Source organism: Pseudomonas mosselii, assembly GCF_019823065.1.
In the GTDB taxonomy this organism is placed as follows: Bacteria; Pseudomonadota; Gammaproteobacteria; order Pseudomonadales; family Pseudomonadaceae; genus Aquipseudomonas; species Aquipseudomonas mosselii.
Genome location: NZ_CP081966.1, coordinates 34,085 through 47,248 on the forward strand (window position 1 = coordinate 34,085; position 13,164 = coordinate 47,248).

The 13,164-nt window shown below is 54.6% G+C and carries 16 protein-coding genes and 1 pseudogene; 12 read left to right on the forward strand and 5 right to left on the reverse strand.

Features of this window, described 5'->3' with window-relative positions:
- Nucleotides 1-23: 23 nt before the first annotated feature.
- Nucleotides 24-182, reverse strand: a complete 159-nt coding sequence (locus K5H97_RS00150; protein ID WP_011953098.1) for a hypothetical protein — start codon at nucleotides 180-182, stop codon at nucleotides 24-26.
- A 47-nt stretch (nucleotides 183-229) separates the two neighbouring features.
- Between K5H97_RS00150 and K5H97_RS00155 the strand changes: the two are divergent.
- The 7 genes and pseudogenes from K5H97_RS00155 to K5H97_RS00185 all read left to right on the forward strand — a co-directional run.
- A pseudogene (locus K5H97_RS00155) lies at nucleotides 230-565 on the forward strand (helix-turn-helix transcriptional regulator); the annotation flags it as partial.
- Between the two features lie 423 nt (nucleotides 566-988).
- Nucleotides 989-2,008, forward strand: coding sequence for an ATP-binding protein (locus K5H97_RS00160; RefSeq protein ID WP_015268415.1), 1,020 nt, complete (start codon nucleotides 989-991; stop codon nucleotides 2,006-2,008).
- A 174-nt stretch (nucleotides 2,009-2,182) separates the two neighbouring features.
- Nucleotides 2,183-2,437, forward strand: coding sequence for an STAS-like domain-containing protein (locus tag K5H97_RS29880; protein WP_128337688.1), 255 nt, complete (start codon nucleotides 2,183-2,185; stop codon nucleotides 2,435-2,437).
- Nucleotides 2,438-2,854: 417 nt separating this feature from the next.
- Nucleotides 2,855-3,088, forward strand: a complete 234-nt coding sequence (locus K5H97_RS00170) for a hypothetical protein (protein WP_156867445.1) — start codon at nucleotides 2,855-2,857, stop codon at nucleotides 3,086-3,088.
- Nucleotides 3,089-3,398: 310 nt separating this feature from the next.
- A complete protein-coding gene (locus tag K5H97_RS00175; RefSeq protein WP_011953102.1) occupies nucleotides 3,399-4,322 on the forward strand; it encodes a hypothetical protein in 924 nt (307 codons plus the stop codon).
- 220 nt (nucleotides 4,323-4,542) lie between these two features.
- Entirely contained in the window at nucleotides 4,543-4,752 is a 210-nt protein-coding gene (locus tag K5H97_RS00180) for a hypothetical protein (protein ID WP_015268418.1), read from the forward strand.
- A gap of 14 nt (nucleotides 4,753-4,766) precedes the next feature.
- Nucleotides 4,767-4,973, forward strand: a complete 207-nt coding sequence (locus K5H97_RS00185) for a hypothetical protein (protein WP_011953104.1) — start codon at nucleotides 4,767-4,769, stop codon at nucleotides 4,971-4,973.
- 143 nt (nucleotides 4,974-5,116) lie between these two features.
- On the opposite strand, the gene K5H97_RS29515 is transcribed toward K5H97_RS00185, so the two are convergent.
- Together K5H97_RS29515 and K5H97_RS00190 are read right to left on the reverse strand one after the other, a co-directional pair.
- Nucleotides 5,117-5,245 carry a hypothetical protein gene (locus K5H97_RS29515; RefSeq protein WP_003253468.1) on the reverse strand — a complete coding sequence of 43 codons (129 nt, stop codon included), beginning with the start codon at nucleotides 5,243-5,245 and terminating at the stop codon, nucleotides 5,117-5,119.
- A 122-nt stretch (nucleotides 5,246-5,367) separates the two neighbouring features.
- Nucleotides 5,368-7,065 (reverse strand): phosphoethanolamine transferase, encoded by a 1,698-nt coding sequence (locus K5H97_RS00190; RefSeq protein ID WP_003298414.1) that lies wholly within the window; start codon nucleotides 7,063-7,065, stop codon nucleotides 5,368-5,370.
- Nucleotides 7,066-7,555: 490 nt separating this feature from the next.
- On the opposite strand from K5H97_RS00190, the gene K5H97_RS00195 reads away from it, so the two are divergent.
- The 3 genes from K5H97_RS00195 to K5H97_RS00205 all read left to right on the forward strand — a co-directional run bounded on the left by K5H97_RS00195 (nucleotide 7,556) and on the right by K5H97_RS00205 (nucleotide 9,362).
- The gene (locus K5H97_RS00195; RefSeq protein WP_071890582.1) at nucleotides 7,556-7,894 is read left to right on the forward strand and encodes a zinc ribbon domain-containing protein; all 339 of its coding nucleotides are present in this window, start codon (nucleotides 7,556-7,558) and stop codon (nucleotides 7,892-7,894) included.
- Between the two features lie 54 nt (nucleotides 7,895-7,948).
- Nucleotides 7,949-8,854 (forward strand): cation diffusion facilitator family transporter, encoded by a 906-nt coding sequence (locus K5H97_RS00200; protein WP_010951438.1) that lies wholly within the window; start codon nucleotides 7,949-7,951, stop codon nucleotides 8,852-8,854.
- A 157-nt stretch (nucleotides 8,855-9,011) separates the two neighbouring features.
- Entirely contained in the window at nucleotides 9,012-9,362 is a 351-nt protein-coding gene (locus tag K5H97_RS00205) for a DUF3147 family protein (protein WP_011953105.1), read from the forward strand.
- 32 nt (nucleotides 9,363-9,394) lie between these two features.
- On the opposite strand, the gene K5H97_RS00210 is transcribed toward K5H97_RS00205, so the two are convergent.
- Nucleotides 9,395-9,721 (reverse strand): DUF2790 domain-containing protein, encoded by a 327-nt coding sequence (locus K5H97_RS00210; RefSeq protein ID WP_011953106.1) that lies wholly within the window; start codon nucleotides 9,719-9,721, stop codon nucleotides 9,395-9,397.
- 689 nt (nucleotides 9,722-10,410) lie between these two features.
- Between K5H97_RS00210 and K5H97_RS00215 the strand changes: the two genes are divergently transcribed.
- Entirely contained in the window at nucleotides 10,411-11,085 is a 675-nt protein-coding gene (locus tag K5H97_RS00215; RefSeq protein ID WP_003253457.1) for a heavy metal response regulator transcription factor, read from the forward strand.
- Nucleotides 11,082-12,500 carry a heavy metal sensor histidine kinase gene (locus K5H97_RS00220; protein WP_011953107.1) on the forward strand — a complete coding sequence of 473 codons (1,419 nt, stop codon included), beginning with the start codon at nucleotides 11,082-11,084 and terminating at the stop codon, nucleotides 12,498-12,500. Before K5H97_RS00215 ends, K5H97_RS00220 begins: the two co-directional genes overlap by 4 nt.
- A gap of 57 nt (nucleotides 12,501-12,557) precedes the next feature.
- Here the strand turns inward: K5H97_RS00220 and K5H97_RS00225 are convergent, their stop codons facing one another.
- The gene (locus K5H97_RS00225) at nucleotides 12,558-13,145 is read right to left on the reverse strand and encodes a hypothetical protein (RefSeq protein WP_010951442.1); all 588 of its coding nucleotides are present in this window, start codon (nucleotides 13,143-13,145) and stop codon (nucleotides 12,558-12,560) included.
- Nucleotides 13,146-13,164: the final 19 nt, after the last annotated feature.

The following is a 13,164-nucleotide window of genomic DNA, read 5'->3' on the forward strand; positions in this document are numbered from 1 at the left end:
CAGGCCAAATATGGCCAGCATGATCAGTGCAATACCGCCTTTAGTCCGCCAAAAAGGTATTGCCAGATCTGTACCACGGCGATGGGCTCCATCATGATCAACTCCCAAGCTGGGTGGGAAATATCGGCCGCTGCCGTATTGTCCAGCCTAGACAACATCTCCTTGAACAGCTGTGACGCCAATCAATGCTCCTGTAAGCGTGTCGATTATTGTTGTGGTGTAGCGTCATGGCATAGATCATTTCTGGAGGTTGCTGATCCTGCTGCTGCACCAGTGGTTGCCCTTCGACAATGCGCTGGCTGCCTTGTACCCCGGCGAGGGAGTGCCCAAGCCGCTGGAGGAGTACGACGCCGGCTCCCGGTGGGGAACGCCGTCCATGCTTTCCTGCCTGGACGGCCTATACTTGCTCGACCCCTTCTACCAGGCCTGTCAGGAAGGCCTGCCCAGTGGGCTGTAACGCCTGGAGGAGATCGCTTCTGACCAGTTCCGTCAAAGCGAGTACTTCCTCAGTTACTTCCACGCCAACGCATTGGAAGACGAGGAGCAGTTCGTTCTCCAGTTGCCGGCCAAGGTAGCCTTATGCGATCTAACAGCTCAAGCCCCAGACCTGATACATGCGGTGCGGTACAGCGCTGATCGGGTCACTCTTCGCTGTTCCCCTTCCAGCTTTGCCTTTGCCCACAGCAGACGTCGGAGATGAAACTGCTCGGCGGACTCACAAACCTGCTCCAGTGCTCTCGCACAAGGCTTTGATCTGGCCATCTTTGCTTGAATGGCTGACCCGTGGCAGGGCGTTGGCCGTGTTTTCTTCGTGCGTGTTGAGCCCAAGGCGAGCGCGATCCACCATCCACAGGCCGCTACTGCCGCGCGCCAATTCTATGCCGGCACTACTCGTCAAAAAATAGGTGAGTGCTTACCCGGCAGGCAATGGGCTACTATCGAGCCCTATATCTATCCGAAAGGGTTAGCTCCGTTGCCAGGGAATTGCATGCAGGCCATCGATATTGAAAACGCGATCGTTCTTCCTTGGGGGCTTGGCTCAAGATCGCCCCATGACCTGTTTTCTGTGTGCGCAGAAATCATTAACTGCCCTGGTGACATCGTTTTAGACGCTAGCAACCTCTCGTATATCGATCCGTTAGGGATGGCCACGCTGCGAGCGTTGTTTGAAAACCAGTTGGTCCAGAAGCGAGTTTCGATGCAGTTTTTGAGCAGAGACCTGACCTCCTACCTGGCCAGGATGGATTTTTTCAAGGACATTGATGTAGAGGGTGTAGATCTATCGGGGGTAGGACGTCGAAACGACCGAAGCACCTCGTTGGTGGAAATCACCAAAATCAGCGAACACCATCAAGCAGAGGCTGCAGCCTCTCGCCTCGCTAGAGCTATTACGGGAAGGTTGACTCAATCGGACCCGGATGCCCCAGTCGACGAGCACACGGGACGGAATGAGTTTGACTCCTACCGGGGCCCTCTGGAGTATTCGCTCAAGGAGCTATTGGAAAACTCGCTTACTCACGCCCGCAGAGAGGGACGTGGTGACGCCGCCGTTTGGCTGACCTGTCAGTTTTATCCAAAATTGAACCTTGTACGCATGGCCATCGTCGATAATGGGTGTGGGTTTCTCGCGACACTGAGGAATCACCCTGAGCTTCATGACCGCACGCATTTGCACGCGATCGAGGCGGCACTCAAACCGCGAGTGAGCTGCAACCGGGGTGCGATGGCCCAGATCCTGGGTAGCGAGAACCAAGGTATCGGGTTAACAACTACCGCAAAAATTGCAGACGCGGCGGGCGGTGGTTTGATCATCGTGAGCGGCAATGGCATACATGACACAAAGCGTCGGCAGTCTCAGGAGCTGCATGATGCGCTGTGGAATGGTGTATCGATCGCGTTTAGCTGTACCCGTGAGCTGCTGCCCACCATTTCGATCAGTGACTTGCTGCCGAAGGACGATGCAGGACAGGTTGACGACGATCTCGACCTAGATCTGAATTTCCGCTAGCTCTGGCTTTTTGATAGCTCGAGGGCTAGAGTCGATCATGCAAGGAGCGGTAAATGGGAGATTCAGCGTCAACTGAAACTCTCGGGCTGCAAAAAAGGATTATGCAATACAAGGGGTTACGACATGCAAACTCAAATTCGATTAAGTAGGGATAGTTCTATCCGAACGTACGGAATGCGAGCTTCAGCGATCCCCTACCGTACCGAAATCGAACGCTCGCTCAGCAGTGGTGAGAGCGTTGTCATAGATTTCGCTGGGAACGATGTCACTCAGTCCTTCGTCGACGAGTTGATCGGGGCGCTGATTCTGAAGGAGGGTCGCCAGGTGGTATCGCGCCTTGCCTTTGAAAACTGCACCAACGATGTCAAAGGAATCATTAAATTTGTGGTCCATGATCGAGTTCGACAGCTGCAAAAAATGCCCGCGTGACGGATCCGCATTGAATTTAAGGCCCTCAATATTGAGGGCCTTTTCATTGGTGCCAGGCAAAAGATAGCCGTCTTGAGTGGCCCCCATAGCTCGCCCTGAAAAGCGAATGTCAGGGGACACACCGCAGAAAAGCGTTCTGTAGCGGAGGAATACGTGGAAAACGGAGCTTAGGTTTCCTCATTGAGATGTGTAGAAATCCATCGCGACTCACCTATGCAAAGGCTGCGAAAAGCCTGAATCTACTGGGGTATCGTGGCGTGAGATATGTGCAAAAAAATGTGCACAGCATCTGCGGATTGGAGAGCTGGCTTGGCTCCTTAAGTAAAACCATCAAGCTGCAACGGACCTGCAACTCCTGCGGCTTGAAGCAAAGCGGGTAATACCACCCCTGAGCCCTACGAGGTGGTGTTCCGGTTTTTGACCAAACGAGAGCACGCCAGGCGCGCAAATGAGCTGCACGACCAGCTGAATGAAGTGCTCGGGGTGGCCAGAAATCTCAACGATGGGCTGTACTTCGGTGGAGCAGACGTCACGGTGCTACAAGACTTTACCATGCTCGATGCGGAAGACTTCGTGCGGTACAACCTTCACGACTGGCTCAGTGTTGGGGATACCGATGAAGATGAAGAAGGTGCCGATGATGCTGACTGAGCTGCTATCGGCCTCCCCTTTAGGATCTGGGTTTGACCTTAGCTGACCGGCTGCTCTACAAACCAATTGATTTTCTCCGGAGCCGGTGTCACTGTCGCTCCAAGAATAGCCCCCACGCCTCGGGCAGGTCCCAGACCTGTACTGCGCATCAGGGGGTTAGTTGTTTCTAGGGCCCGCCCAGGTCGATCAGGCATGCTTTGGGCTGGCCTCAAACCAGTGGGTGACCACCAAAAGGGTCAGTTAGGCCTACTGCTGCCTATCCTCGCTCGTTACCATCCAGAAACCCTCTATTGATACGGTTTCAGCAAAGATGGATGTCTATAAGCTCCGCATCGAAGACACAGAAAGCAAGATCATCGACAAGGAAGGTTTCGAGGCCGAGACCTTCCGCAGAGATCCGTGGTACCAGCCTGGAAGTGCGGGCAAGCTAGCTCAGTTTGCTGTATGCCCGGCATGCGACAACCCTGTCCAGCTGGTTGGGCTGTATGAGCTACCGCCTAACGTGAAGAACCCATTCGGGAAACATGCTACTAAGAGCATTCGCGGCATCGCTCCATTTGATAGTGAGGCCCGTAACGATTGCCCGTACTTCAAGCCTCGCCAGCATAAGAAAACAGAACGAAAAACCAGGTTTGACGGCGTCCCGCGGAAGATTCTCAAGCTATTGATCGAACAGTTCGATCGCGTGGTTTACATCCTGGAGAAAGAGACCCAACTGGTCCTTTCCGAGAACGCGTTGAGAGGCATGCTGCAGCGTTACAAGGGAGAGCGTGGCTACCTCTATACCGGCGCGACGCTTCGCAATGTGCCATGGATCTTTGCTTACATGTCGGACGCCACCCGCCTGTTTGGCCAGAAGGTCAGTGGAAATGCTGAGCTGGTGAAAGCTATTGCCGCTGAGGTGCCGGGGGCGGAAATCAGCAGCACTGGTCGGCTGGAATCGAAGAAGGTGCCTGGTTCGAAGGCGGCATATTTTGATCTCAAAATGAGTTTCATCCGCCATCGAATCGTCAAAGACAGTGAAGCGTCTGGCTTGGTTGAAAGCATGGAGTTTGTAGTGTCACAGCCTCGCGGAGGTGAGCTTGAGCACATTCACAAGGAAGTCATCAAATTCGATTCGGCTTGGTTCGAATCTCTTATCCGGATGCCGGTTGATCATCCTTATCGCAGAATGGATAGAGTGAAGATGGCCCGGGAGGAACTGGGCGATCTGCTGGAGCTGACTCAGGCCTGAGGAGGCCTGCTGTAAACCACTTTTTTTCACTGTAAACCACAGTGGTTTACAGTGAAAAAAGTGGTTTACAACGTAGCTATGACACGCGCCCTGGCCACTCCCCAGGCCAGCGCGCTCCTCATTGGTTCGTTCAGCCGGACGTCGAACACCTGTGCTGCTCGGGGCCTTGCCACGCCGCGGTGTCCTATAATTCATCTTCAGCTGAGTGGAGCAAAATGTTGTGAAGCGCACATTCATTGGAATGGTCGAGGCTGGTGAGCCACTGATGAGGCAAGCGCTTGAAGCTATCCGACAGGCCCACGAAGCGGAGGCTGCTGGATTGCCAGACCTTGAGGTACAGCGTCTTCACCTATTGGCAGATTCGCTCTATCAGGCGGTCATTGATTTTCAGCTCCTCAAAGCAGGTAAACCACCGTCGACTATCCAGTGAGGACCTGCCGCTACATGACGAAAAAGATACCAGCTCTTCTCCCCGACCACCCCATGTATACCGACGCAGTGGATGCGATGAAGCAATACCACGAGGCGCAGGCTTCTGGCTCATCTGCCGAAGAGGTTGAGCGCCTGCGTCAAATCGCAGAATCACAATTTCGGGCTGTCAGCGAGTATCAGCTCAACGCTCTGGGATATCAGTCTCGTCGTCCGCACTGAAGGGATAACCGATCCGGAGGTAGCTTCAGAATCCATCAAGCCAAGCGGAAGACTCACGACGCGGTCCGATTGATCAGCGAGACGGTCGGGAGGGTTTGCACACAGCCCCAAAAAAAAAGCAGCTCCCGAGAGCTGCTTTTTTCTTACTCCCCCTTTTTGTGCTTGTGGGGTTTCAGGTCCGGATGGTCCTTCTGCTTTTCAGGGGTGACTCGCTGCCTTTTGTCCGGAGTGCCATCTTCATTGGTGCGCTTTGGGCCTGGCTTGATGCTCATGCAAAACTTCCTTTTCCGCTTGGGTTGTTGAATGCAGCTATGTAATTAGTCCAGCTTCTCTCAGCTGTCAAAGCAGGCTGGTGCAGAACCGCCTGGCCGATGATCCGGTCCACATCGAACATTCAGAGGCCAGAATAAGAGCCTCCGACAAAGGGCTTACAAGGGGCAGTGAAATCCAGCGCTGAGCGATACGAAGACGTCTGGACGTTCATCATGCCGAGCACGGTGTGGAACAGGTTGTCGTGGCTCAGCGGTGACGTGGTTTGAGCTTTCAAACAACCCACGTTGACCTTTTCGCTCTTCGCGAGCGAGTCAGACATCCAAAGTACCAACGGCACCTTTGTTTGCTCGTCAGGAGCCATCGCGTAAGGCAGCCCGTGTAGATAGAGCCCACCCTCCCCCAGCGATTCGCCGTGGTCCGAAACGTACATCAGCGCAGTGTCGAACTTGGTGTTGGCCGCCAGGATATCGATGAGATTTGCAGTCACATAATCGGTGTAGAGGATTGAGTTGTCGTAGGCATTGACCACCTCCTCCTGCTTACATTTGTCGAGCTCGTTGGTCTCGCACACCGGTGCGAATTTCTTGAATTGCGAGGGGTAGCGCTTGTAGTAGGCCGGGCCGTGACTGCCTTTGTAGTGGAGCACCAGGACAGCATCGCCTTCCTGGCGCTTGATGAAGTCTTGCATCTCCGTGAGCAGCACCCCGTCCTTACACTCCTCGCTGGTGCACAGTTGGGAATCCGCGTGAGAGGCAGCCTTGTGGTTGGGAACCCTGTCGCAGACCCCTTTGCACCCCGAGTTGTTGTCAGTCCACATGACACTGATGCCAGCGCGTTGAAGCACGTCGAGCAGCCCTTCTCGGCTCTTGGCCAAGCCATCTTTGTACTGGGCCTTACCCACGTCCAGGAACATGCATGGCAGCGAGACCGCGGTAGCGGTACCGCAGGAGCTCACGTTCGTGAAGCTAATGACATTTCGCTTTTCTAGTTCCGGATTCGTTTCACGGGAGTAGCCGTTGAGGGAGAAGTTGGCGGAGCGAGCGGTCTCTCCTACTGCCAGTACCAGCAGCCTGGGTTTACGAGCCGCACCCTGTCGATTAACTACCGCATCAGTACCAATGGCCGTCAGCGTTTTAGGTGAGGCCAGCTGACGCTTCAGGTACCCATGGCCAGCCGCAAACAAGTTGGTAGGTACCAGAATCAGCCGGATCTCCCGATTGTTGCGCAGCAAGGAGGCATACGACTGGTACTGACTCAACGCGATGCCAGATAAGGTCAACAGAGCGAGCGACAGAGCAATGAACCTGCTGACCAAAGCTTTGGCCCAAGGCTTGCGCCGGAGGGGAACCCGGGCAATCAGGTAGACGGGCAACACCCCAACCATTGCGACCCAAAGACCGAGCTTCCAATTCAGCAGCTCGGTTGCCTCAGCGACGTCGGTCTCCACAACGTTGGTGAACATTGTGTAATCGATCACGATGCCGTAGGCATTCATGAAGTAACTCGCAAAAGACGCGCTGATCAGTACCAGGCACAGTATGGGTTTGGCCAGCCGCCCCCATGACAGCAAGCTCAGAACGGTAAACACCCATGCGAATACTATGACTGGGAGGCTAGCCGCTAGCTGCCAGTTCACTTCATCGGTTTTGAATACCAGCTTCCAGAGCACGTTCCAGAGCTCAGCGTTCGCGAATAGCAGTAACCAAAAAGTCACCAGGCCGATTAGCAAATTAGTACTGATGCCTTTCTGCCGCGCATTGCGAATAGCAAAGATCCATTTGCTTAACAGGGTGTGAACAATGGATTTGGAAGGTGTCATTATCAAACTCTGGAAGCTGCTTATCCATGGCGGTAGCTATGGAGTTAGCGGGAGCTACAAGGCAAACCGTCGACAGATGCTGAGCGATTGCGCAATGTGCGGAGCGTCAGAGGCCTTAGGCCCCTAGGCGTTGGGGACGCTTAGTATGTGTGAGGCATAGGGATAAAAAGAGAAATGAATCTCGCTGAGCGCATTATTTCCGGGACCTGATAACGACACGATGACCTCGGGATTACAATGCTGACAGAAATCCAATTACTGCTGTTTTGATTGTCATTGATCACGCTATGATCAAAATTAGGGGGATACTACCCACCAAAAGCAATGCTCCGCTCAGCTAGATAAATTTAATTTCACAAACAAAACGGTTTCGTTTTGTCGTAGGCTAATTTTGAACTTTCAATTCAACTTACAAGTCTTTCTCGCGAGCAGAATATTATTTTCAACTTTTGCTCGTTAATATGTCACCCATCAATGAGGGGCGAATACCATGAGCTTTTTCAAAAACATCCTGGGCGGGCACCATGGCCGTGGAAACCACGGTGGAGGCAAGCACCACAGCGGGGGACATGGGGCCGAGCAATATGATCGCCATGGCCGGCAGCAGGGCTGCGACGGCGGTAATCAGGTGTATGACGGCGGGCGCCCTCCCACTCCTGCCCCCATCAAAGATCTGCAGGGCTGCAGGCAGTGCCGGACGGCCAACGATCCGTCAGCACGCTTTTGTCTAAACTGCGGAACACCGCTATCGAGTGGTTGCACCGCCTGCGGCTCGCTGCTGAGTGCAGGAGCAAGATTTTGCAGTCACTGTGGCCAAGCGACGCTCTAAGGCTAGGTAGACAGGAAGGCCAACGAGACCACAACCCTGCGCAAGGAGAAATACGTGGGTTCAAATCATGACCATGGCAGCGCTGCAGTACGCGAGGGGCATCAGAAGAAGCTAATCATGGCGCTCGGCTTGACTGGCAGCTTCATGATTGCAGAAGTGATCGGTGCGTGGATTACCGGCAGCCTGGCGCTGCTGTCGGACGCATCTCACATGTTCACAGATACTGCCGCCTTGGCGATCTCACTGATTGCACTTCAGATAGCCAAGCGGCCGGCGGATCAGAAAAGAACCTTCGGCTATGCGCGCCTGGAAATTCTGGCTTCGACGTTCAACGCCGTGCTGCTCTTCCTGGTGGCGATGTACATCTTGTATGAGGCCTACCAGCGCTTCTTCATGCCGGCGGAGATCGCTACCGGAGCGATGATGTGGATCGCAATCGCCGGCCTGATCATCAACCTAATTTCGATGCGCCTTCTGGCATCTGCGAGCAACGAAAGCCTCAACGTCAAAGGAGCCTACCTCGAAGTTTGGAGCGACATGCTCGGCTCGCTTGGCGTAATCATCGCGGCACTTATCATCCGCTTCACCGGCTGGACCTGGGTCGACACGATTGTCGCTGTGGCGATCGGCCTTTGGGTTCTGCCGCGGACGTGGCAGTTGCTTCGCGAAAGCCTGGGGATCCTCATGGAGGGTGTCCCGAGGGGGCTCGACGTTACGGCAATCGAGGCCACCATCCTCGGAGTAGATGGCGTGACGGACGTTCATGACTTGCACGTGTGGGCTGTCAGCAGTGGCAGTAACGTGATGACGTCGCACGTAGTGGTTCGGGATTCTGCAGATGGGGATGCTGTGTTGGCGGCCGTCGTGGATGCTGTCAGCGATGCATTCGAAATCCATCACTGCACCATCCAGATCGAGCGGGCAGCTTTCCACGAGAGCGTTCCCTCACCCTCGCACTGACCGATCGGTAAACACCATGCAAACACATCACCCTCCTGGCTGAGGGTGATGTTGCAAAAAAAATGCGGTGAGGGATGCCGTAAACGGCAGGAGCGCTTCAAGGGGGTTGGTGAATGGCTTCGCCTGCCCTCGTCAACAACCTCCAGAAGGCTCAGCGATGGCCTGGATCATCACGAAGTACCTACTCACTGCCGGTATAGTGATTCTCGTGTCAGAGCTGGCGAAACGCAGCGACAAGCTGGGCGGCTTGGTCGCCGCCCTACCCTTGGTCACGGTCGTGACGTTGGTCTGGCTCTATTTAGAGAACCAGAGCATGGAGAAGATCTCCAACCATGCTTGGTACACGTTCTGGTACGTGCTTCCGACCCTACCGATGTTTATTGCTTTTCCATTGCTGCTACCTAAGCTCGGCTTTTGGCCGACACTGATCAGCAGCATCCTCATCACAATGGCCAGCTTCGGAGGCTTCGCCATACTGCTGCGCCGGTTCGGCATTGAGCTTCTATGATCCGGTGGCCGCAGGGATCATCTTGATGAGTCTTAACGGCTATTAACACACTCGCCCTTCACCAGGTAGCGAACCATGTGCAGTTCGCCTTTCGAGTCTTCGTAGGTCATCATGCTTCTTACATTACCGCAGTACCGCACACTGGGTGATACATACACCAACTTACCAACGTCCAGGTCCATGCCATAGGCGTAGTCTTCTAGTTGAGGCATGGGCTTTTTTACGCGTTGAGCATAATCCGCTGTAGCCTCTCTAGCAGTACGCTCGATGCGTTTATTGATCTCCATACCGCTTTGGGCATTGGCTGTTAGTGATGTAAAGAGCAAAAACACGGCGATCGCTGATACAGTAGTGTTCATAAGAAGTCCCTTAATAAAAAAGCGCCCGTAGGGGGGCGCTAAAATTCACCTACCAAAGGAGCGTATGGTTTACAGGTGAATGCACTGGCGCGAACAACTGCTCGGTGCTCTTGCCAAGCTGCTTTGAAATGAGACAATTTCCAAAGCAGCGATGCCTCTTCCGCTGCCCTTAAACTAGCAAAGGAGGCTAACACCAAGATGATCGGGCAATTACAATTTGGACATGTAATAGATTGTAAGATAATTATTCGAGAGAATATCGAGCCGCCACGTGAACTAATTTGCAGAAAGGCGCTGCGGTTTGCGGCCGTGCATGGGGTCTGCCTGCGTGGCGCCCTCGATCCAAGGCCAGTACCAGTCCTTGCAAGCTAACGACCGAAATGCTGCCTGTCCTGGCCGATTCCACCTGCCAGGCGAATCTGTCATACACCGCCGCAGGCCCCAGAATCCGCTATGCTTAGGGGTGGAGCCTGCATGACTGTCAGAAATCTTGCGGCTACATTACAAATTTGTAGGATTTCGCCGCGGCCAGCTTCTTCGCGTTAAGATTCAAGCGTCCTCAGGTGACCCGGCGTATGGACAGAGGTAGCGACTACCACATGCCATACCCTCAGCCAAACTTTCGAACAGCCTGCAACCATAATCTTGGCGGATTAGGCCAACTCCTTCCTCACACCTTGAGATAAGTTATGCGCGTTCTAGTTGTGGAAGACGAAATTAAAACTGCCGAATATCTTCAGCAGGGCCTATCCGAAAGCGGGTATGTCGTAGATATCGTGCACAACGGTGTAGATGCTCTGCACTTGTTCAACACTAATGTCTATTCGTTGGTCCTCCTGGACGTGAACCTCCCGGGTATCGACGGCTGGGACCTGCTGGAAACCATCCGTAAGACCAGCCGGGTCCGCATCATCATGCTGACCGCCCGCGGACGCATCAATGACAAGCTCAAGGGCTTGGACGGCGGCGCGGATGACTACCTTGTGAAGCCATTCGAATTCCCTGAGCTGCTTGCTCGCATCCGTTCGCTGCAACGCCGTGGTGATGAGTTAGTCGAGAAGAGCTCGCTGAAAATTGCCGATCTGGAACTCGACTCCGTCCGCCATCGCGTCTTCCGCGGTGGCACACGCATCGATCTCACCACCAAGGAATTTGCGCTTCTGCACCTGCTCATGAGCCGAACGGGCGAAGCGCTGACTCGCTCTCAGATCATCTCGTTGGTCTGGGATATGAATTTCGATTGCGACACCAATGTCATCGATGTAGCCATCCGGCGCTTGCGCTCGAAGATCGATGACCCGTTTGAAACCAAGCTCATTCACACGCTTCGTGGCGTTGGGTACGTTTTTGAGGAACGCGCATGAGGCCATTCAGCCTGGCTGCAAAGCTGGGGTTAAAAGTTGGGTTGATGAGCGCAGCGTTGCTGCTTCTGTTCGCCACCTTTGGCTATCTGATGGTAGGCAAGGCTCTGGAAAGAAATGCCAGAGCAGACCTGGAAGTAAAGATGGCGGGGATGGCTCACAACCTGTCCACCATCCCGGACATCTCCGGCGTCAACGCGGATGCGCATCAGCTTGTCGATTTGGTCATGGGCCACAACAACCTGTATGTGAGCATATTCGATACCTCACAGAATCAGACTCCCCTGCTCTCGATTGGCTCGAAACAGGTCAATCTGGAGGTGCACAAGTTTCAGCCGGCGGCCCAGCCCAAAGAGCACGAATGGCGTGATACGCAGGACCGTCCTCTGCTGAGTGCTTCTCGAATCATGCGTTTGGGCGATGGAACAGAGGTCAGCGTCTATATGACCATGGACCAGTCATCCAGTGAGGCGCTGCTCGATGCGTTGCTGACCTGGGCCTTGATGATGTCCCCCGTCATCCTCGCACTGATCTTGGCCATTGGCTGGTGGACTGTGCGCAGAGGCCTGCTACCACTGACCAAGTTCCTCAAGATCGCCTCGAAAATCTCAACCGAGAGCCTCGACCATCGCCTTCCAACTGATGGGATGCCGGCAGAACTCAAAATGCTCGCCGACGGCATCAACATCATGCTGGCTCGCCTGGATGATGGGGTTCAGCAGCTCTCGCAGTTTTCTGACGACCTTGCTCACGAACTTCGAGCACCGCTTTCCAACCTGATGGGCAAGGCCCAGGTTGCCTTGACCAGAGAACGATCGCTTTCCGAGTACCGGGAGGTTCTGGAGTCGTGCACAGAAGAGCTGGACCGCATGAGCCGCATGGTTTCCGACATGCTGTTCTTGGCCCAGGTCAGTCATCCAGCATCAATGGTGGAGTTCGAATCCGTCTCCTTGGTCGACGAGGTTCAGCGAGTGTGCGAGCTCTTCAGCATTTCAGCAGAAGAAGGCGAGATTCAGCTGCAGATCTCCGGCAGTGATGACGTGGTGCGCGGGAATCGCCTGATGGTTCAACGTGCCGTCTCGAATCTGGTCTCGAACGCGATCCGTTACTGCCCTCGCGGCCGCACGGTCTACGTTAAGGTGCAGCATAGTGCGAGCGGTACGACGTTGAGTGTCGGCAACCCCGGCCGTGGTATTGCCAAGGAACACCACGCGCACTTGTTTGAGCGGTTCTACCGTGTGGACAAGAGCCGAGCACGGAGCGAAGGCGGTACCGGTCTTGGCTTGGCCATTGTGCAGTCGATCATGAGTCTGCACCAGGGATCGGCGAGCGTGGAGGTGACCGAAGAAAACTTCACCTGGTTCCACCTTCACTTTCCGGAAGCCCAGCAAATGCAGCCGGCAATGACCGCCGCTTAAATTGCGCAGACACGATTAGGCCCGTCAATCGACGGGCCTTTTGTTTGCCTCAATGCATCAGTGCCGAAGGACCACAGGGTCCATGGGCGACCGCAGAATCACCGACTTAATAATCTTCTGTTCGTCAGGATTGGCGTTTTTCCACAGGTGTGAGAAGTACTGAGCATTCACTTTCTCTTGAGCACTTACGCTGCCGGCGGCATCGATCAGGCGCATGGTCGAGTAGACACAGATCAGCGCCAGAATGAAGAACGCCGTGGCGACCACCATCACATAACGCTTGGCCAGCACCGGTGCCCGCTTGAGCTCCTGGATAGAGGCGTCCGCCGCCTTTGTCGCTGCTGTAAGCTCCGAGATCAGTGGCTGGATGGCGGTGTCGACTCCGCGGCATGCAGCTGAATACGCTGATGCAGCGGCGCGCAAGGCAACCTCCTCCGCGTTCGACCAAGCCTTCTCCGCCTTTCGCACCTCCTCCTGAATCTGCCGGCCGACAGCGTCCACCTGCTCCACCAGTTCGTTCGACCTCTCCAGAACAGCGCTGGAGGTGCGCGTCTGCGAGGTCAGCTCATCGAGCTGGACAGTGAGTTTTTCAGTGCAGCGGCGAAAGTCACCGATAGCAACTGCCCAGGGCTCTATGTCATTCATGGCTATCTCCTAGGGCGGC

Excerpts from the sequence above, each read along its gene's own strand:
- K5H97_RS00220 (WP_011953107.1), top strand. The coding sequence starts at position 11,082 with ATGAGGCCATTCAGCCTGGCTGCAAAGCTGGGGTTAAAAGTTGGGTTG.
- K5H97_RS00225 (WP_010951442.1), bottom strand. The coding sequence starts at position 13,145 with ATGAATGACATAGAGCCCTGGGCAGTTGCTATCGGTGACTTTCGCCGC.
- K5H97_RS00190 (WP_003298414.1), bottom strand. The coding sequence starts at position 7,065 with ATGACACCTTCCAAATCCATTGTTCACACCCTGTTAAGCAAATGGATC.
- K5H97_RS00210 (WP_011953106.1), bottom strand. The coding sequence starts at position 9,721 with ATGAACACTACTGTATCAGCGATCGCCGTGTTTTTGCTCTTTACATCA.
- K5H97_RS00185 (WP_011953104.1), top strand. The coding sequence starts at position 4,767 with ATGACGAAAAAGATACCAGCTCTTCTCCCCGACCACCCCATGTATACC.
- K5H97_RS00160 (WP_015268415.1), top strand. The coding sequence starts at position 989 with ATGCAGGCCATCGATATTGAAAACGCGATCGTTCTTCCTTGGGGGCTT.
- K5H97_RS29515 (WP_003253468.1), bottom strand. The coding sequence starts at position 5,245 with ATGAGCATCAAGCCAGGCCCAAAGCGCACCAATGAAGATGGCACTCCG.
- K5H97_RS00205 (WP_011953105.1), top strand. The coding sequence starts at position 9,012 with ATGGCCTGGATCATCACGAAGTACCTACTCACTGCCGGTATAGTGATT.
- K5H97_RS00215 (WP_003253457.1), top strand. The coding sequence starts at position 10,411 with ATGCGCGTTCTAGTTGTGGAAGACGAAATTAAAACTGCCGAATATCTT.
- K5H97_RS00175 (WP_011953102.1), top strand. The coding sequence starts at position 3,399 with ATGGATGTCTATAAGCTCCGCATCGAAGACACAGAAAGCAAGATCATC.
- K5H97_RS29880 (WP_128337688.1), top strand. The coding sequence starts at position 2,183 with ATGCGAGCTTCAGCGATCCCCTACCGTACCGAAATCGAACGCTCGCTC.
- K5H97_RS00195 (WP_071890582.1), top strand. The coding sequence starts at position 7,556 with ATGAGCTTTTTCAAAAACATCCTGGGCGGGCACCATGGCCGTGGAAAC.